This window comes from Bacillus sp. MT94 (assembly GCF_058792475.1).
Genome location: NZ_JBXAEZ010000007.1, coordinates 128939 through 148412 on the forward strand (window position 1 = coordinate 128939; position 19474 = coordinate 148412).

Here is a 19474-nt window from a genome sequence, read left to right on the forward strand (position 1 = left end):
AAACATTTTAAAATACCCCTGTTTTTATATACCCAATACCCACATAAGGTATAAAGACCCCTTCTTATCAACGTTTTTCTACATTATGTAAATTTACCCTTGCCTATACAAACGAAATATGGTGTAATGCAAAAAAAGATAAAGGATTTTAAACAATGGCTGAAACGATTCAAAATTTCTTAACAGAATACTATTCAATCGCAATTCCACTTAGTATCTTAATTAACATCATCATTAGTCTTTTAGGCGTTATTCCTAGCATCTTTTTAACCGCCATTAATATACAGCTCTTCGGTGTAACAAATGGCACAATCATTTCGATCGTAGGTGAGGCCTTAGGGGCTATTATCTCGTTTTATATTTACCGCATAGGCCTTCAAAAGTTCACTCACGATAAAGTAAATAAGCACCCAAAGGTAGAGCGTCTTCTTTATGTACAAGGTAGAGAGGCCTTTCTACTCGTTCTATCGTTTCGATTGATACCTTTCATCCCATCAAGTATCGTGACTTTATTTGCAGCTCTAGGGAAAATGTCATTACTCTCCTTCAGTATTGCCAGTACAATAGGTAAAATACCGGCATTATTGATTGAAGTATATTCGGCATACCAAGTCATGAACGGAACAAATGAAGCGAAGTGGATTGTGACAATCGCAGGTTGTATCGGATTATATTATTTGTGGAAAAAATGGAGAAAAAAATAAAGAAGGAGCCTATGCTCCTTCTTTATTTTTGAGGTATTTTATTAATAGCTATCCTTTAAATCCTTAGTTAATACCAACAGCACTAAACGATTGCTTAACTGCCGCTACTTCCGCAGAAGTCGCACCATATAAATCAGCTGCAGCTTGTACTGCACCAGCACGAGCTTGGCTAAATGTAGTAGATTGCGTGAAATATTGTGTATTTGCACGGTAGTAAATCGCACCTAACTTATCTTTACCAATGCCCGTTACAGTTACACCCGAATGCGTACCACCATTTGCTAATAAATAAGCTTGTTTGTTAATGATACCACTGTTTGTATGAACCCCACCGTTATCACTAGTACCAGTGTAACGCTTAGAATAATGGTCTGGGTCACCATATTTCGCTGGATCACTCATAGAGCGAAGCGCATCTCCCGCTTTACCAGGCGTGTAAATATCTTCACCAATCTCCCAATCTGGGTTACGGTTATCATAGAATTCTACTAAAGTACCAAAGATATCAGAAATCGCTTCATTTAACGCTCCTGATTCATTTTGATAAATTAAGTCCGAGCTATTTTCCGTAACAGCATGCGTTAATTCGTGACCAATTACGTCAATTCCACCAGATAATGAAGTGAATGTTACACCATCTCCATCTCCGTATACCATTTGTGAGCCGTTCCAGAATGCATTATTATACTTACTTCCGTAATGAACTGTTGATTTTAAAGGTGCCCCTGCATCATTAATAGAGTTTCTATTAAATGTAGCTTTATAATAATCATATGTTTTACCTGCATAGTAATGAGCATCTACTGCCGCTGCATCATACGCTGCATTGAAAACATTATCTGCATCTACCCATAAAGTTCCTGGCAATGTAGTACGATTTTTCGCATCATATGTGAAAATCGTTGCTCCGCGCGTATTATCTTGTAAGTAGTAAGATGAGCCAGATAATGTTGTATTGAGTGATTTCGTATCTCCTAATACACCTTTACCAGTTCCTACTTTATTTGTTCCTGTTACAGGTTTTACTACTGCTTTCGCATCCTGTTTAGGAGCCTCTTGCTTAATTGGTGATTTATCTTCATTTGCTACATGATCCAATTTATTATATTTATTTAATACTTTACCGCTGTCTGCTTCAATGAAATAGTAGTAGTTTCCTGGACTTGGATCTAAGAAATTTAGATTTACAACATATGCATATGTTGTTTCTTCACCATTTTGATATACATATAAGTCCGCTTTTGGTTCTACCTCATATTTCGGTGTTACCCCTAAATCTTGCTGCGCGATTTCAATTGCTTTTGCGCCTTCAATCTTATTTTTATTTTTTAACTTTTCCTTTTTGTCTAAATCAGGTGCAACTGTTCCAGACAATACTTTTAAAGAACCGTCTTTACTTACGTGAGCTACTTGAGTAGAACCCCATACAGGTACTCCTTCGTAAACTTGTTGCATACGTACTACTGTTGAATCAGTTACAGCATCTTTCTTCACTTGTTTCACTTTGAAAGAATCTTGCGCACTCTTTTCCCCTAGCTTGTAATCACCTTTTGCTGCGTTTAAGTAATCAAACACAACAGATTCTGCTTTCTTACCAGTCGCTCCAGTTAGATCACCAGAAATAAACTCAGGTGACTGTACTGTCTCATTGTACTTCTTCGTAGAGAGTACATTTTTAGAATCCGCAAATGCAGAGCCTGTCCCTCCAAACGTTGTAACTGCCATTCCTGTCGCTAACACTAACGCTAAACTTTTCTTTTTCATGAACCTTCCCCCTAATAAAAATTTTTTTGAAAAAGAGTAGTTTCATATTAGCATTATGTTTCCACTATTAATATACTAAAAATTCAATTAATTTATTTCTCAAGTTTTGTAGAATTTTGAGGAACAAATATTGAAAAACCCCTTTCCGGTTGGAAAGGGGTTTCTTCATTATGAATTAATTTGTTCAACGGTTTTAGCTTCTTGACCAAGGACATCTGGTTTCCAAGCATACTGAATATCTAATACTATCGCCGCAATTGACATAATTACAAATGTTCCTACAATAAACTTTTTCATAATCTCACTCCTTTTTATTCTTCTAATAATTTTATTGCTAATTTATAATAATAATTACTTTCTTTAAAATCTGCGCATTCTTCTAAGTACTCCGCCAACTCTAAATATATAGTTTTCAAATCTTTTATATTGTTTTCAGCTTTAAAAAAAGGAACTACCTCTGTTTCCAAAAACCTTTTATAAGTATCTCTTTTTTCAAAATACTTATATTGTAAACTTAATAGTAAATATAACATTCCTTTGTATCTTTCAGCTTTCTTTGCAGCAAAAATACCTTTTTCAATCCATTTCTTCGCGTCTTCAAATTCTCCCAATTGAATACATTGTAAGGATAGTTCATACATAGCATCAATATAATTCATATCCTCTTCTTTTTTATACTTTAAACATTCTATATAATACTCTTTTGCCTTCACATAATTCTTTTGACGGTAATACAAATAACCAATATTATTTAAAGCGATTGACATAATATTATCTTTATCCGCAAAAGAATTTGCTTCTCTTAGAATATGATTATAGATTTCCATCGCTTCATTATATTGTTTTTTTCGAGTATAACTAAATGCAATTAGAAATTTACAATTAATTATATTTCTAAACTTATACTCACTCTTAAAGCCTTCTAACGCAACATTGGCAAAGTATAAAGTCATGTGGTCTATTTCCATCTGACTATATGTGAGCGCTAAATTATAATATATCCCCGTTTCATAATAGCCCAGTGCCTTCGCCATGGTTTCCGTTTGCAGTAAGTACTCCAAAGCCTGTGTATATTTATACTGTAAAGAATATAATAACGCCCTACTATACGTATAAAGCATTTTTTGAAATGGTGAATATTTTTTATACACCTTTTTCAACTTATCCAATTCTTCTTCAAGAGCTACTAAGTCCCTTTTCATAATTAAATATCGCGTATACAGCAGTTTATAATAATTTATAATTTCAAAATCCAACACATGCTTCATTTCACCTTGCAACTCTTCATATATACGTTCTACTTGTTGCTTGTCTAAATGAACTAGTGCATTTAACCATTCATCCAGCTTCCCCTTCACATCTTCTTCTACATCTCTCAAATCCGTCACGGCAATTTCTAGTCTTGTGCAGAGCAATTGTAGAATTTCTTCTGATGCTTCGATCTTTCCATTTTCAATCTTACTTAAGTATGAGACAGAACAAATGCCCTGACATAATTCTTCTTGTGTCATTTTTTGCTGAAGCCGTTTGTAAAAGACTTGTTTGCCTATTTTTTCTAATGTTTGTTGCATTGTCCTCCTCCATTCTCATTACCCCATTACTCTAATAATACATAAAATCTGGAGAAATATAAATTGATAAATATAAATTTTCTAAAAAATATGCATAATTTCATTTTTTTCTCTCTTGACTTCACTTCAATATCTCTTCTTTGCTACGAATGGTGAAAAATTGGTATACTATAACCAAATTATGGAGGTGTTCTCGCGATGACTCATTATAAAGACGATAGTTATGCCTTACATACAGACCTATATCAAATCAACATGGCTTATACATATTGGAAAGATGGTATTCATAATCGCCGTTCTGTTTTTGATTTATATTTTCGAAAGCTTCCATTTGAGAACGGCTACGCTGTTTTTGCTGGCCTTGAGAAAATTGTAGAGTACATAGAAAATTTCAGTTTTACTGAAAGCGATATCGCTTATTTAGCAGAATTAAAATTTGAAGAAGAATTCCTTCATTATTTACAAAATATGAAATTCACTGGGACGATTCGCAGTATGCAAGAAGGTGAAGTTGTATTTAATAACGAGCCTTTATTACGTGTTGATGCACCACTGGGTGAAGCACAAATTATTGAAACCGCCCTCTTAAATATTGTGAATTACCAAACATTAATTGCAACAAAAGCTGCTCGTATGAAACATGCTGCAAGTAATGATGAGCTTTTAGAGTTCGGCACAAGACGTGCCCATGAGTTCGATGCCGCCCTTTGGGGGACACGCGCTGCCTTTATTGGTGGTTTCTCCTCTACAAGCAACGTTCGTGCTGGGAAACGCTTCGGGATCCCTGTAGCTGGCACACACGCTCACTCTTTCGTTCAAGCATATCGCGATGAATACGTTGCGTTTAAGAAATACGCTGAAACTCATAAGAAGTGCGTCTTTCTCGTTGATACATATGACACATTGAAATCTGGTGTTCCAAATGCAATTCGTGTTGCAAAAGAATTTGGGGATCGTATTGATTTCTATGGTATACGTCTTGATAGTGGTGATATGGCTTATTTATCGAAAAAGGCACGAAAACTACTAGATGAATCAGGGTTTACAAATACAAAAATTATCGCTTCTAGCGATTTAGATGAATACACAATTATGCACCTTAAATCTCAAGGGGCAAAAATTGACGTATGGGGCGTTGGGACGAAATTAATTACGTCCTTTGAGCAACCTGCATTAGGGGCTGTTTACAAACTAGTTGCAATTGAAGATACTGACGGAAAATTAAATGATACGATTAAAATTTCATCTAATCCTGAAAAAATTACCACTCCAGGACTGAAACGAATTTATCGTATTATCAATCGGGTTAACGATCATGCAGAAGGCGATTATATTGCGTTAGATTCTGAAGAACCTGGAAAAGAAGAGCGCTTAAAAATGTTCCATCCAGTTCACACATATATAAGTAAATTCGTAACAAACTTTGAAGCCCGTGAACTCCATAAAGACATTTTCGTTAACGGTGAAAGAACATATGAACTACCAAGTATATTAGATATTCAACAATATAATGAACAGAGTCTCGCTCTATTTTGGGAAGAATACATGCGAACTTTAAATCCCGAAGAGTATCCTGTCGATTTAAGCCAAGAATGTTGGGATCATAAAATGAATTACATTCAAACTGTTCGAGAACAAGTTGAAAAAAACATACAAAAGTAAACAGAGAAGTTTCTCCTTCTCTGTTTTTTCAATACTATATGGATATTTGTAAAAAATATATTAAAATAATACGACGAATGTTTTTTATTTGTAAATTTTAATATTATATTATTTAAAAGTAAAATAATATTTGATATTATTTTATTAAATCAATTTCAACAAAATAACCAATAAAAAAGAGGACGCAGGTTGCGTCCTCTTTTTTATAAATCTTTCACTCGTAATACACGCATTGCATTTAACACTGCAAGTAGTGTCACACCAACATCTGAGAAAACAGCTTCCCACATTGTTGCAATACCAAAGGCACCAAGTAATAGAACGATCCCTTTTACACCTAAAGCAAAGATGATATTTTGCCACACTATACTTCTTGTGCGTTTTGCAATTTTTACAGCTGTCGCAATTTTTGAAGGCTCATCAGTCATAATAACGATGTCTGCCGCTTCAATTGCTGCATCTGATCCTAAACCACCCATCGCAATACCAACGTCTGCACGGGCTAATACTGGTGTATCGTTAATACCGTCACCAACGAAGGCAATTTTTTCTTTTCCATGCTTCGCTGCATCAATTTTTTCAATCTCTTCTACTTTTTGTTGCGGTAGTAATTCCGCATGAACTTCATCTAAGCCTAATTCTTTACCGACAGCTTCACCAACTGTTTTTGCATCACCAGTTAACATTACTGTCTTTTTAATACCTAGTTCTTTTAACTTTTGAATCGCTTGTTTCGAATCCTCTTTTACCTCATCAGAAATAACAATATAACCTGCATATTTTCCATCTACAGCAACGTGAACTAATGTACCTACTGTTTCTGGTTGTTTAAATTCAATATTTTCTTTTCTCATTAATTTTGCATTACCTGCAAAAATTTCTTTTCCTTGTACTTTTACGACTGTACCGTGACCAGAAATTTCGTTATAATCATCGATTATTTTTTCATCAATTGATTTTCCATATGCCTTTCGAATAGATTGGGCAATTGGATGGTTAGAATACACTTCAGCAAATGCCGCATACTCTAATAACTCTTCGCTTGTAGTACCTTCGCTCGGTTCCATTTTTGTAACTTTGAAAACACCTTTTGTTAATGTTCCTGTTTTGTCAAAAACAATATATTTTACATCATTTAAAGCTTCTAAATAGTTACTACCTTTTACTAACACACCACTTTTAGATGCACCACCGATACCTCCAAAGAATCCAAGAGGAATGGATACAACTAACGCACATGGACAAGAGATTACTAAGAACACTAAAGCTCTATAAATCCACTCAGAGAATGTAGCCCCTTCTAAAATAAGCGGTGGAATAAACGCCATGATCGCCGCTGTAATAACTACAACTGGAGTGTAGTAACGCGCAAACTTCGTAATAAAGTTTTCTGTTGGTGCTTTTTTACTGCTTGCATTTTGAACTAAATCTAAAATTTTCGATACAGTTGATTCACCAAACTCTTTTGTAACTTCAATTGTTAATACACCGTTTTGGTTCACAAAGCCACTTAATACATCATTTCCAACTTCAACTTCACGTGGTACAGATTCACCAGTTAATGCTGAAGTATCTACCATTGATGTTCCTTCAATTACTTTTCCGTCTAATGGTACTTTCTCACCTGGCTTAACGATAATATAATCGCCAATTTGTACATCTTCTGGTGATACTTGTTTCGTTTCATTCCCAATCTTTACATTCGCATAATCAGGACGAATATCCATTAATGAAGTAATTGATTTTCGAGAGCGGTTTACCGCAATGCTTTGGAATAGTTCTCCTACTTGATAAAATAGCATTACTGCTACGGCTTCTGAATATTGCTGAATTGCAAAGGCTCCTACAGTTGCAATTGCCATTAAGAAGTTTTCATCAAATACTTGGCCGCGAGTTATGTTTCTTACCGCTCTCCAAACGATATCTCCACCTATTAATAAATAAGCAAGGACGAATAACGGAATTGTTACCATTTGTGGTAAGCTCGCTAATGCAGCAATTGCTGTCAAAATTCCGCCGACCACTAATCTCCCTACCATCTTTTTCACGTTTGCTTCACCATGATCGTGACTATGTCCGTGGTCATGACCGTTCTTCTCTTCACGAACAACTTTCACATCTGGCTCTAACTTTTGAACGACATTTGTTATATTTGCTACAGTTGCTTCTAGTTCTCTTTTATTCGCAACTTCTACTCGTAGTTTCTTCGATACGAAATCAACAGTTGCTTCTGAGACAGCTGGCATTTCCTTCACTTTATTTTCAATTTTCATTGCACAGTTCGCGCAATCTAAACCTTCTAATATAAATACTTCTTTAGCAATTTTATTTTTTTGCTCTTCTTGCACTTTAATATGCGGTTCTAATTTTGTAACGAGTTGTTTTGCTTCCGTAACAACTTCGTTTTCTTTATTTTGTGCTGTTTCTAAGATCATTGTCTTTGTTGCGAAGTTTACAGAGCAAGAATTTACTCCTTCTATATTCCCAACACCTTTTTCAATTTTCATTGCACAATTCGCACAATCTAAACCTTCTAACATCAGTTTCTTTTTCACTAACGCTTCAGCCATCGTTCTCCCTCCTCGCGTTCTTTTTATTCTTCTTCGTTTACGTGTTCAAACGCTTGCTCGAAGATATGAATTACGTGCTGGTCAGCTAACGAATAATAAACAACCTTTCCTTCTTTACGATTCTTCACAAGTTTCGCTTGCTTTAACACACGAAGCTGATGCGAAATAGATGATTGTGTCATTCCTAATAAATAAGCTAAATCACAAACGCACATTTCAGCTTCAAATAGCGCATGTAATATTCTCGTACGTGTACGGTCACCTAATACTTTAAATAGTTCTGCTACTTTACTTAAACTTTCATCAGTTGGAATTGTTTGTTTTACTTGCTCAACAACTTCTTCATGAATTATCGTTTGAGAACATGTCTCTTGTGGTGTTTCTACTTTATTTCCAGCCATTATAGCTCACCTCTTTAATTGAACATATGAACAATCATTCATATATCTTATACTCTTATTATATGAGCGCCTACTCATATGTGTCAATGAAATCTGAATTTTTTTTATGAACATTTCGTTCACATTTTAGTAAGGCATATACATATTTTCCGCATCCTCTATATTCTCATACAAAAAAGGATGTACAATTCGCACACCCTTTTTTCATATTCCGACATAAAAATTCAACAAAGTAATATATGTTCCCTTTATTTCAACAAAAGAAAAAGCCTTGCGCGCTCCCTAGACGCACAAGGCTTACTGTGTTTATATCCCTTTAATTAGCTTGATCTAAATTATCCTGCGAACTTCCATCGTCTTTTAAATGACTATGCTTTTTCGAATAAACAAAGTATACAACTACTCCAATCGCTAACCAAATACCAAAGTATATCCATGTTGTTAACGGTAAATTTACCATTAAGAATAGACAACATGCAATTGAAATAATCGGTAAGATCGGTACAAGTGGTACCATAAATCCACGTTGTAATTTCGGATGCGTTTTACGAAGAATGATAACAGTTACACCAACCATGGCGAATGTTAATAACGCTCCAATATTCGCTAAATTCGACAATTCTTTTAAATCGATAAATCCAGCAATTAAAGCACTACCAATTCCTGTTAACCAAACTGAAAATGTTGGCGCTTCAGTCTTCTTGTTAATTTTCGCAAAAGATTTTGGTAATAAACCGTCACGACTCATTGCGAAGAATACACGTGTTGTCGCATAAATGTAAGCGAAAATTACAGCCATAATACCGATTACAGCTCCAATAGCAATTACACCAGCCACTTTATCTTGTCCTACAACCTCTAACACATATGCCATCGCTTCCGGTACATCTAGCTCTTTATAAGAAACCATACCCGTCATAACGAGACAAACTACAACATAAATGATTGTACAAATAACTAACGAAGCAATAATACCAATTGGTAGATCACGTTGCGGATTTTTTACTTCTTCAGCAGAAGTTGCTAATGCATCAAATCCTAAGAAAGCAAAGAATACTGCTGCTCCCCCTGCGAACACTCCACTTAAACCGTAAGGTGCAAATGGTATCCAGTTTTCTGGTTTCACGTAGAATACACCAACTGCAATGAATAAAACAACAATACCAATTTTAATTAATACCATTATGTTATTCACACGCTTACTTTCTTTCGTACCTCGTGATAATAACCAAGTTATCACTAACGTAACGATAACTGCTGGTAAGTTTACCATACCACCTTGCGCTGGAATTGTTAGCAACGCTTTCGGAATTTCAAGTCCCAGTCCACTCACTAAATTATTGAAATAACCCGTCCATCCGCCAGCTACTGCGGCAGTCGTTACGACATATACGGATAACAATGTCCATCCCATTAAATGAGCAACAAACTCACCAATTGTTGCATACGAATATGTGTACACACTACCTGAAACAGGAAGTGTAGATGCAACTTCTGCATAACATAATGCTGCAAATCCACAAACAATTGCTGCAATCATAAATGAAAAAATAACTGCTGGACCAGCATCTCTTGCTGCTACTAATCCAGTTAATACTAGAACTCCTGTACCAATTATCGCACCAATCCCTAGCATTGTTAGGTCAAATGCCCCTAGCGTTTTCGTCAAAGTTTTACTTTTACTTTCCCCTAACAATTGCGTAACGGATTTCTTTTTAAATAGGTTGGCCACGATGTATGCCCCCTTTTACTAAGAAGAGCTAAGAGGTATTATCTCTTAGCTCTTATCATGTTGTATTATATATTGTTCGATTTTGTTTTGTATAATGCTTCTATTAGCAAGATACTGTTTCTGCTTCTAATAATTCTTTAGCACCTTTGTACTCTACACCGTGAGCTTCTGCAACTGCTTCAAATGTTACATAGCCATCTAATGTGTTAATACCTTTTAGTAATGCAGAGTTGCCTAGGCAAGCTTCTTTGTAGCCTTTGTTAGCAATTTGTACTGCATATGGTACTGTTACGTTTGTTAATGCAAGAGTTGATGTACGTGGAACCGCACCTGGCATGTTTGCAACTGCATAATGAACAACGCCGTGTTTTTCGTAAGTTGGGTTATCATGAGTTGTAATACGGTCAGTTGTTTCGAAAATACCACCTTGGTCAATCGCGATATCTACAACAACAGAACCTGGTTCCATTGATTTAATCATTTCTTCTGTTACAAGTTTTGGAGCTTTTGCACCTGGGATTAATACTGCACCGATTACAAGATCAGACTCTTTTACAGCTTCTGCAATATTGTAAGGATTAGACATTAAAGTTTTTACTTGGTTTCCGAAAATGTCATCTAATTGACGAAGACGTTCTGCGCTTAAGTCGATGATTGTTACATCCGCACCTAGTCCAACTGCAATTTTAGCAGCATTTGTACCAGCTTGTCCACCACCGATGATTGTTACTTTACCACGTTTAACTCCTGGAACACCTGCAAGTAAGATACCTTTACCGCCTTTGTTTTTCTCAAGGAATTGCGCACCAATTTGTGCAGCCATACGACCAGCTACTTCACTCATAGGTGCAAGTAATGGTAGAGAACGGTTTTCTAATTGTACTGTTTCATATGCAATCGCAACAACTTTCTTCTCAATTAACGCTTTTGTTAATTCTGGCTCTGGAGCTAAGTGTAAGTATGTGAATAAGATTAAGCCTTCACTGAAGTGTTTGTATTCGCTTTCAATTGGTTCTTTAACTTTCATAACCATTTCCATGTTCCAAGCTTCTTCAGCTGTATCAACAATTTTTGCTCCCGCTTCAACATACTGAGCGTCTGTGAAACCAGATCCTAAACCTGCACCCTTTTGAATGAATACTTCGTGATTGTTACGAATTAAATGTACAACACCTGCTGGTGTCATTGCCACACGGTTTTCGTTGTTTTTAATTTCTGCTGGTACCCCAATACGCATAATGAAATGCCCCCTTATAATTAACAGAAAAAAGAGATTCTTTTTTCTTTTTGTAATAATTAATAACTTATGTCCTTATTCTAGCATAACTTAAAAGTTATGAAAACGCTAACATATCATTTTTCTAAAGTTTATATATTTAGAATAGTGTAAATATATAAAACATTGATTCTATTAGGGGTTTCGTGACATTCCATTATCTTTCACTCAATTTTTATTATACTTCTTCAAAATAAACAGTAATCATTTATTATTTGACAATAATGTAACAATGTAAAAAACTAAGCGATAACGTATACATATACAGTTATTACTTTACTTAATACTTTAGAGATATATTCTTTTCACAAAAAAACAGCTGCTAGCATTTAGCTAGCAGCTGGGTAACTTATAAATAATTTTAAAAACAAATCATCTGTCGTTTCAGTAATTTTATCAAACAGATCACTTTCTTCCGCTTCTTGCTCTTTTAACATCTTAATTGTTTCACGTGCATCTTCAGGGTAATCAGTTATGATACCATCTACGTTTAACTTATAATATGCCTTTAAATTTTCCATATCATTTACTGTCCATACGTAAATTGGTTTGTTTAACTTCCTTGCTTCTTTTACTAATTTCTTATTTAACATATATTCTTCTGCTACGTAAAAGTCAGCCTTCACATTCTTTAAGTTAGCTCTACTTGCATACAATATATACCCTACTTTTATATCTGGATTTGCACGCTTAAACTCTTTAATAAGCGGATAGTGTAACGTTTGAATTACACATTGCTTCTCAAATTCATTATCTTTAATCGTTTTTAAGACTTTGTTTACAAAGTCTTTTTCGCCCCCATGAAGCTTCACTTCTATATTAAGTTTGATTTTGCCATTTGCTAGCTTAATGATTTCATCAAGTGTACTTATTTGTCCTGAAAGTCCATCTTGACTAAGGGTAAGCTGCCTTAACTCAACCATCGTTAAATCTGACACATGCACATTTGCATTTGCGAGACGTTTCAGCTTCAAATCATGTATAACCGCTAGTTCACCGTCTTTCGTTTGTAATACATCTATTTCAGCGTAGTCTGCTTTTGCATCAATAGCACCTTGCACAGCTTCTTTCGTATTTTCTACGCCTTTTGATATATACCCGCGGTGCGCCATAATAATCGGTTCTTTATACGAATTTGAAATAAACGTTACAATGAAGGCAACGACCATTCCCGCAGTAATAATCCCTACAATGTATACGCCAATGAATTTCCAACGATGTTTTTGGAAGAAACATTTATCTGCTTTCGTTTTCGAATAATCTAATCCTTCTTCTAATAAAACATCTTCAACCGGTACCTTTTGTAAGTATAATCGCGTAATCGCCATAATATAAAATGGCGTCACGATAAAGCTGAATAAATACAATGTGCTCGTTAAAAATACAGAAATCGTTGATTCAGCTAATAATGCAAATGTTCCTTTCGGGTTTGTAAATTCATAAACACCCCATAGGCACAATAAATATATTCCCAAAAATACGACATATACAATTCCAATTGAAATAAAAAATCCTACTAAAAAGAGTAGTACTTTAAAAAAGCTTTCCTTTACTAAATTTGCACTTTTACGTGCTGCCACGCGAAATGATTTTTGCTCTAAAACAACAATAGGTAGAACGAAAATCCATCGAAGATTCAAATACGCGACTACAGCAAAGAACGTGTAATAACCAACTTGCCCCATCGTTGTCTTAAACAGTTCTCCTGTAATAAAGTTAGGAATTTGAATTTGCGGGATTAATGCCGTTTCATATCCCATATTTAAAAGAGGCAACAATACGACAGCATATAAAATAAATCCTGGTAAGCAATATGTGAAAAGAGTAGGTAAATACGTTACCGTTTTATATAAAATCGGACGTAATTTCACCTTCTGTCTTTTATGAGCGAAATACGAAATAATAATAAGCACCGCAAATTCCGTAAAGATAAGAAACAGTGCTAACAATGATAAAATTACGATTGCTAAGATGCCATAAGGCGTCTTTAAAAACGCTAATAATTCATCATTTGTCGCATTTGCATAACCACCAAAATACAATAACTTATTAAAAATAATTCCAAATAGCGGAACAAACACAATCGCTGCTAATAATTTATAAGCAAGTTGAAAAGTTAATACATTCCAAAAAGCAAATTTAACTGTTTGAAAGGAATGTCTCATTACTCCTGGTATAGATAGTTTTTTACGGTGTTGCATATATTCCTCCAAATTCTAAAACGGTATTTGAGATGGATTCCATATTTCCAGTTCTAATCCATCTTTTTAATAATAATATATTCCGCTTAACATGAACACTCTTATACATATAATGAAAAAAGTGATGGCTACTTCCCATCACTTTTGCATTTATTCTATTTTTTCTCTAGCCCTTGTCCAAATGCTTTCAAGAAGCTAAAACCGAATGTAATAGCTCTATTGATATCTGGATCTTTTAATACTTTAAAGAAATCCATCACTTTTGTTTTTTTGCCACTATTTAATTCATCTGTTGCAAATTGCAATCCTGTAACTAAACTTGACGTAATTTGCTTCGTTATTTCTGGGTCAACTGAAGATAACGCTTCTCCTGCCCCCATCATATTATTTAACGCATTTTTAACGGGTTCACGATTTAATTGCTCCACAGCGATTTTTGAAACATCTTCCTTCGCAGCAAGTAAACTAATTGCCGCATCTAATATACCAGCCTTCTGCAACTGTGCTAAAAGCTGCATCGTTTCTTCTACTGCTTCACGATTATTAGATAGCTCATTTAGAAGTTCATCTGCTACTTGCTGTTTCTGTTCTTCCTCTGTTACAACTTTCTTTTTAATTACAGTAATTTCTTTCGCCACTCTCTCCGCCCCCTAGTCCACAAGTGATACGTATTGTTTTCTTTGCCATTTTTGCTGGATTTCAACACCGTTTTGCGGATTACGCTTTTTATCTCTCGGGTTTGAAGATGGTAACGGACGATTCCCTTTTTCACGTAGTACACGCATCTTTACCATCGTTTGTTTGTACGCTGGTGTACACGTATAAAGATCTGTCGCCGTTCCAGTTAAAATATTGATTGCCTCTTCATTTACCGTTGCATGCATCGGTAAATATAGCTCTTTCCCCGTTACACGATCTGTAACAAGTGCCTGTACTTTAATTTTCCCAAATGGTGATGCTAATTCTACAAGACCACCATCTTTCACATTGCGCTCTAGGGCAAGTTCAGGCGAGATTTCAACGAACACTTCAGATACTTTAGATAAAATACCAGCCGATTTATTCGTCATATTCCCTTCATGGAAATGTTCTAACATACGACCATTATTTAAAAGTAAATCATACTCATCTGGCGCTACAACTGGTGGTACCCATTCATCTAATGATAGACGAGCTAGTTTATCTGGGAAGTTAAATCCGTCCACATATAATAGTGGTGTATCGCTGCCATCATGGCTACCCCAACATAAACTATTCCATCCTTCTAAACGATCGTATGTTGCCTGAGAATATAAAGGTGCAAGCGATGCAATTTCATCCATGATTTCACTTGGATTTTCATAATTCCAGTCCCCGCCAAGTGCACGAGCTACTTTTTGTAAAATCCACCAGTCTGGCTTTGAATCACCAAGCGGCTTCAATACTTCATATAATCTTTGAATACGGCGCTCTGTATTCGTAAATGTTCCCTCTTTTTCTAAGCTTGGTGCTGCCGGTAAAATAACATCTGCAAAACGAGCTGTTTTCGATAAGAACATATCTTGAACAACAAGGAAATCTAAATTCGCTAAAATATGTTGTACATGGTTGGCATTCGAATCTACTAAAGCCATTTCTTCACCCATAACATACATACCACGCAGTTTTCCTTCATCTGCCGCAAGTAACATTGCAATATTATTTAAGCCTGGTACTTTCGGAATTGTAGTACCGTATGCTTTTTCAAATTTCGCACGGAGCGCATCATCTGAAACTGCTTGGTAACCTGGAAGCCAGTTTGGTAATGTTGCCATATCACAAGCGCCTTGTACGTTATTATGTCCGCGTAATGGATATGCTCCTGCACCAGGACGACGATAATTACCCGTAACAAGCAATAGATTTGAAATTGCTGCTGAAGTTGTACTTCCTCCAGTATTTTGCGTTACACCCATTCCCCAAAGTACACAAGTACCATCTGCTTCATATACCATACGAGCCATTTCTTTCAGATTTTCTTTCGAAATCCCCGTAATTTCTTCTGTATAATCAAGCGTATACTTTTCTACCATTTTGCTATATTCATCAAAATTCTTCACATTTTCAGCTATGAACTTTTTATCGTGCCAATCTTGATCAATAATATATTTCGTAATACCAGCGAGCCATACGTAATCAGTTCCTTGGCGCGGATGAATGAATAAATCCGCACGCTCTGCCATTTCATGTTTACGAAGGTCCGCCACAATTAATTTTTGGTCATGTAATTTATGAGCACGTTTTACACGCGTTGCAAGTACAGGATGTCCTTCTGTTGGATTTGCTCCAACGATAATGACAAGGCCAGCTTCCGCAATATCTTTCACTGTTCCAGCGTCCCCGCCCATACCGACAGTTTTAAATAAACCGTCTGTTGCTGGAGATTGACAATAACGGGAACAGTTGTCTACATTATTCGTTCCATATATTTGACGGGCTAGTTTTTGCATAAGATAATTTTCTTCATTCGTTACTTTCGAAGAAGAAATAAACCCAAATGCATCACTTCCATATTCTGATTTAATATGCTGCATATTGGATGCAACAACTTCAAGAGCCTCTTCCCATGAAGCTTCAACAAACATATCTCCTTGGCGAATTAATGGCTTTGTAATTCGATCTTCACTGTTTACAAAATCCCATCCAAATTTGCCTTTTACGCATGTGGAAATACCGTTAACCGGCGCATCTGAAACAGGCTGTACTTTCAAAATGTGGCGGTCTTTCGTCCATACTTCAAATGAACAACCTACACCACAAAATGTACAAACTGTTTTTGTTCTATTCACTTTCGTCTTACGCATCGCAGCCTCTACTTCTGAAACTGCTAAAATACTACTATATCCAGGCTCTACATCCTTTACAAAATCGATCATCGGATCTAACACATCTGGTTTCAATCCAGTCATGAATCCAGCTTCACCTAACATTGATTTCTCCATCAACGCATTACATGGACATACTGTTACACATTGCCCGCAACTTACACAAGATGAGTCATTTATACTTACACCATTGTCCCATATAACACGTGGACGGTCTAAGCTCCAATCAATCGATATAGTTTCATTCACTTGTAAGTTTTGACATACTTCTACACACTGCCCACAAGCAATACATTGATTTGGATCATATCGATAAAATGGATGTGACATATCCACTTCACACGCACTTACTTTTGGCTCATACGGATATTTCTGTTCCTCAATTCCCATCATATGTACTGTATTATGGACTTTACAGTTACCATTATTGTTATCACAAACGGTACAATACAGTAGGTGATTCTCTAATATTCGATCCATTGCCTCAGTCTGTGCCTCTTTTGCACGCTGGGACTGTCTTTCGATATGCATACCGTTCTCTAATTTCGTTGAACAAGCACGCAATAACTTTCCATTTACTTCTACAATACACGTATCACAAGTTTGAATTGGATCTACTTCTGGTACATGACAAATTTGAGGATGTTCCAAATTACTCTCGTTAAATAATTGTAGTATCGTCTTTTCACCCGATGCAGAAAATTCTTTACCATCGACGGTTACACGGACTGTCTGTTCTGCCATAGTTTCCCCTCTCCTTACAACCAACTGTACAACACAATTATGAATCCGTTTTCAAAACCGCATTACTGTACATATTTTTGAAACGCTCTACCCAAATACTTTCTTATGAAGTCGATTCTAGATGTTATAAGGTATAACTACGAAAGCTTGAAAATATCACTATTCTACAGTTCTATTATATCGTACATATACAATAATAACCAAAATAATCTGTGATCTTCTTGTTAATAGGTGTTTTTATTTTCCCATTGTTTTATGATAAATGTGGGAGAGAAATACATATAAAAGGGGAATTAAATATGGGGCCTACGCAAGAGACTTATACAATTGTACGTTATCAATCTGGTACATTTTCAAAACAACTTGACGAGATTGTTACAGAATCTCCTATTACTATTAAATTGAATGGTGAAGAATATGTAACAGTCGTATGCACACCAAATTATATTGAAGATATGGTAATTGGTTTTTTAATTTCTGAGGGGATTATTTCTTCCTATAACGATGTTGAAGAACTATGGGTTCAAAAAGATAACGGAATTGTCCATGTAAAATCATCAAAAGTGAATCTGCTCTATCAAACTTTATATAATAAACGATACATCACTTCTTGCTGCGGAAAAGGTAGACAAGGTTTTATTTTCGTAAACGATGCGGCAAAAGCAAAAGACTTACATGATATACATGTAAAAATTACTCCTGAAGAATGTTTTTACTTAATGAATACTTTACAACAATCTTCCACTACCTTTCGCCAAACTGGTGGTGTTCACAATACCGCGCTATGTGATCGAAATAATATCCTTCTATCAAGAATGGATATCGGAAGACATAATGCATTAGACAAAATATACGGTCATTGTTTACGCAATGATATATCTGTTAAAGGAAAAATTATCGCATTTAGCGGACGTATTTCATCCGAAATTTTACTCAAAGTTTCAAAAATCGGATGTGAAATTGTTCTATCTAAATCTGCCCCAACAAAACTAGCATTGCAACTTGCTCACGATTTAGGCATTACAGTCGTAGGATTTATTAGAAATGAATCTTGTAATATTTACACACATCCACATCGAATTGATGGTTATCAATCGAATAACTAAAATAGCTCCTCAATTGAGGAGTTATTTTAGTTATGAAAATGTAATATATTAAAGACTTGAATAGTTAATAAAGTTAATATATAATTTCATTACATATTAAAAAACAAAGCATTGTAGCATATATCTTTTCATTCTTTTACAAATTAAAAGAGACTGCTAACAAAACACATACACAATCTTATAAAAGTAATGGATTTATTTTATTTGAAATCGACCAAGGAGGTTACAACTATGGAAATTCGCTTATTAACGACAGAGGACGCAGAAATATATTTAAAAGTTTGTATGGAAGGTTTAACGAAGAACCCGGAAGCTTTTAGCTCTTCCTATGAAGATGTTTTGAAACATGAGGATCCTGTAGCTGCTATGGCAAAACGATTAAGCAATCCGGATAAGTATACTCTAGGGGTCTTCAAAGATGATGATTTAATCGGCATTGCTACTTTAGAAACAAAGCCTTTTATTAAACAAGAACATAAAGCAAAAATCGGTTCCGTTTTCGTTTCCCCAAAAGCGCGTGGCCTTGGAGCAGGACGAGCTCTTATTAAAGCAATTATTGAAAATGCCGATAAATTACATGTAGAACAACTTATGCTCGATGTTGTAGTTGGTAACGCCGGTGCCAAAAAATTATATGAATCATTAGGTTTCCAAACTTACGGCGTACAAGAGCGTTCATTAAAACATAACGGTCAATATTGGGACGAGGAACATATGGTTCTGTTCTTAAATGATTAATACTTCAATATAGTTTTCCAAAAGCATCTTTTTATTAAGAAAGATGCTTTTTTCATTACAACAATGTAATCTTCATGTCACCTTTATCGATCGTACCAATCCTTACCATTCATTATACTAAAAATATAAAGTGACACTTTACTCAGTGGGGAACCACATCTC

The 19474-nt window shown here is 35.4% G+C and carries 14 protein-coding genes; 4 read left to right on the plus strand and 10 right to left on the minus strand.

Features of this window, described 5'->3' with window-relative positions:
• Positions 1-155 precede the first annotated feature (155 nt).
• Positions 156-704 (plus strand): TVP38/TMEM64 family protein, encoded by a 549-nt coding sequence (locus AC1Q51_RS23025; protein WP_061661012.1) that lies wholly within the window; start codon positions 156-158, stop codon positions 702-704.
• A 63-nt stretch (positions 705-767) separates the two neighbouring features.
• Here the strand turns inward: AC1Q51_RS23025 and AC1Q51_RS23030 are convergent, their stop codons facing one another.
• From AC1Q51_RS23030 to AC1Q51_RS23040, 3 genes are all read right to left on the minus strand, one after another.
• Positions 768-2468 carry a M4 family metallopeptidase gene (locus AC1Q51_RS23030; protein WP_000730376.1) on the minus strand — a complete coding sequence of 567 codons (1701 nt, stop codon included), beginning with the start codon at positions 2466-2468 and terminating at the stop codon, positions 768-770.
• Positions 2469-2636: 168 nt separating this feature from the next.
• Positions 2637-2765: an NprX family peptide pheromone gene (locus AC1Q51_RS23035; RefSeq protein WP_000713580.1), complete on the minus strand. Its 129-nt coding sequence runs from the start codon at positions 2763-2765 to the stop codon at positions 2637-2639.
• Positions 2766-2779: 14 nt separating this feature from the next.
• Positions 2780-4039 carry a tetratricopeptide repeat protein gene (locus tag AC1Q51_RS23040; protein ID WP_061661011.1) on the minus strand — a complete coding sequence of 420 codons (1260 nt, stop codon included), beginning with the start codon at positions 4037-4039 and terminating at the stop codon, positions 2780-2782.
• Between the two features lie 198 nt (positions 4040-4237).
• Between AC1Q51_RS23040 and AC1Q51_RS23045 the strand changes: the two genes are divergently transcribed.
• The gene (locus tag AC1Q51_RS23045; RefSeq protein WP_000150177.1) at positions 4238-5701 is read left to right on the plus strand and encodes a nicotinate phosphoribosyltransferase; all 1464 of its coding nucleotides are present in this window, start codon (positions 4238-4240) and stop codon (positions 5699-5701) included.
• 203 nt (positions 5702-5904) lie between these two features.
• Here AC1Q51_RS23045 and AC1Q51_RS23050 read toward each other — a convergent pair whose 3' ends face one another.
• The 7 genes from AC1Q51_RS23050 to fdhF form a co-directional block, all read right to left on the minus strand.
• Positions 5905-8271: a heavy metal translocating P-type ATPase gene (locus AC1Q51_RS23050; RefSeq protein ID WP_000796571.1), complete on the minus strand. Its 2367-nt coding sequence runs from the start codon at positions 8269-8271 to the stop codon at positions 5905-5907.
• Positions 8272-8294: 23 nt separating this feature from the next.
• Positions 8295-8672, minus strand: coding sequence for an ArsR/SmtB family transcription factor (locus tag AC1Q51_RS23055; RefSeq protein ID WP_000918378.1), 378 nt, complete (start codon positions 8670-8672; stop codon positions 8295-8297).
• Between the two features lie 316 nt (positions 8673-8988).
• Positions 8989-10404, minus strand: coding sequence for an amino acid permease (locus AC1Q51_RS23060; protein WP_001284896.1), 1416 nt, complete (start codon positions 10402-10404; stop codon positions 8989-8991).
• Between the two features lie 103 nt (positions 10405-10507).
• Positions 10508-11641: an alanine dehydrogenase gene (gene ald / locus AC1Q51_RS23065; protein ID WP_001219741.1), complete on the minus strand. Its 1134-nt coding sequence runs from the start codon at positions 11639-11641 to the stop codon at positions 10508-10510.
• A gap of 368 nt (positions 11642-12009) precedes the next feature.
• Entirely contained in the window at positions 12010-13881 is a 1872-nt protein-coding gene (locus AC1Q51_RS23070; protein WP_001164721.1) for a glycerophosphodiester phosphodiesterase, read from the minus strand.
• 155 nt (positions 13882-14036) lie between these two features.
• Positions 14037-14519 (minus strand): helical membrane plugin domain-containing protein, encoded by a 483-nt coding sequence (locus AC1Q51_RS23075; protein WP_001040540.1) that lies wholly within the window; start codon positions 14517-14519, stop codon positions 14037-14039.
• 12 nt (positions 14520-14531) lie between these two features.
• A complete protein-coding gene (gene fdhF / locus AC1Q51_RS23080) occupies positions 14532-17468 on the minus strand; it encodes a formate dehydrogenase subunit alpha (protein WP_492331739.1) in 2937 nt (978 codons plus the stop codon).
• A gap of 299 nt (positions 17469-17767) precedes the next feature.
• Between fdhF and fdhD the strand changes: the two genes are divergently transcribed.
• The gene (gene fdhD / locus AC1Q51_RS23085) at positions 17768-18574 is read left to right on the plus strand and encodes a formate dehydrogenase accessory sulfurtransferase FdhD (protein ID WP_000529236.1); all 807 of its coding nucleotides are present in this window, start codon (positions 17768-17770) and stop codon (positions 18572-18574) included.
• 231 nt (positions 18575-18805) lie between these two features.
• A complete protein-coding gene (locus tag AC1Q51_RS23090; protein ID WP_000405868.1) occupies positions 18806-19312 on the plus strand; it encodes a GNAT family N-acetyltransferase in 507 nt (168 codons plus the stop codon).
• Positions 19313-19474 lie beyond the last annotated feature (162 nt).

Bases quoted from the DNA above. Each gene is read 5' to 3' on its own strand.
- AC1Q51_RS23070 (WP_001164721.1), bottom strand. From the start codon at position 13,881: ATGCAACACCGTAAAAAACTATCTATACCAGGAGTAATGAGACATTCC.
- fdhF (WP_492331739.1), bottom strand. From the start codon at position 17,468: ATGGCAGAACAGACAGTCCGTGTAACCGTCGATGGTAAAGAATTTTCT.
- fdhD (WP_000529236.1), top strand. From the start codon at position 17,768: ATGGGGCCTACGCAAGAGACTTATACAATTGTACGTTATCAATCTGGT.
- AC1Q51_RS23045 (WP_000150177.1), top strand. From the start codon at position 4,238: ATGACTCATTATAAAGACGATAGTTATGCCTTACATACAGACCTATAT.
- AC1Q51_RS23040 (WP_061661011.1), bottom strand. From the start codon at position 4,039: ATGCAACAAACATTAGAAAAAATAGGCAAACAAGTCTTTTACAAACGG.
- AC1Q51_RS23050 (WP_000796571.1), bottom strand. From the start codon at position 8,271: ATGGCTGAAGCGTTAGTGAAAAAGAAACTGATGTTAGAAGGTTTAGAT.
- AC1Q51_RS23055 (WP_000918378.1), bottom strand. From the start codon at position 8,672: ATGGCTGGAAATAAAGTAGAAACACCACAAGAGACATGTTCTCAAACG.
- AC1Q51_RS23030 (WP_000730376.1), bottom strand. From the start codon at position 2,468: ATGAAAAAGAAAAGTTTAGCGTTAGTGTTAGCGACAGGAATGGCAGTT.
- ald (WP_001219741.1), bottom strand. From the start codon at position 11,641: ATGCGTATTGGGGTACCAGCAGAAATTAAAAACAACGAAAACCGTGTG.
- AC1Q51_RS23035 (WP_000713580.1), bottom strand. From the start codon at position 2,765: ATGAAAAAGTTTATTGTAGGAACATTTGTAATTATGTCAATTGCGGCG.
- AC1Q51_RS23090 (WP_000405868.1), top strand. From the start codon at position 18,806: ATGGAAATTCGCTTATTAACGACAGAGGACGCAGAAATATATTTAAAA.
- AC1Q51_RS23025 (WP_061661012.1), top strand. From the start codon at position 156: ATGGCTGAAACGATTCAAAATTTCTTAACAGAATACTATTCAATCGCA.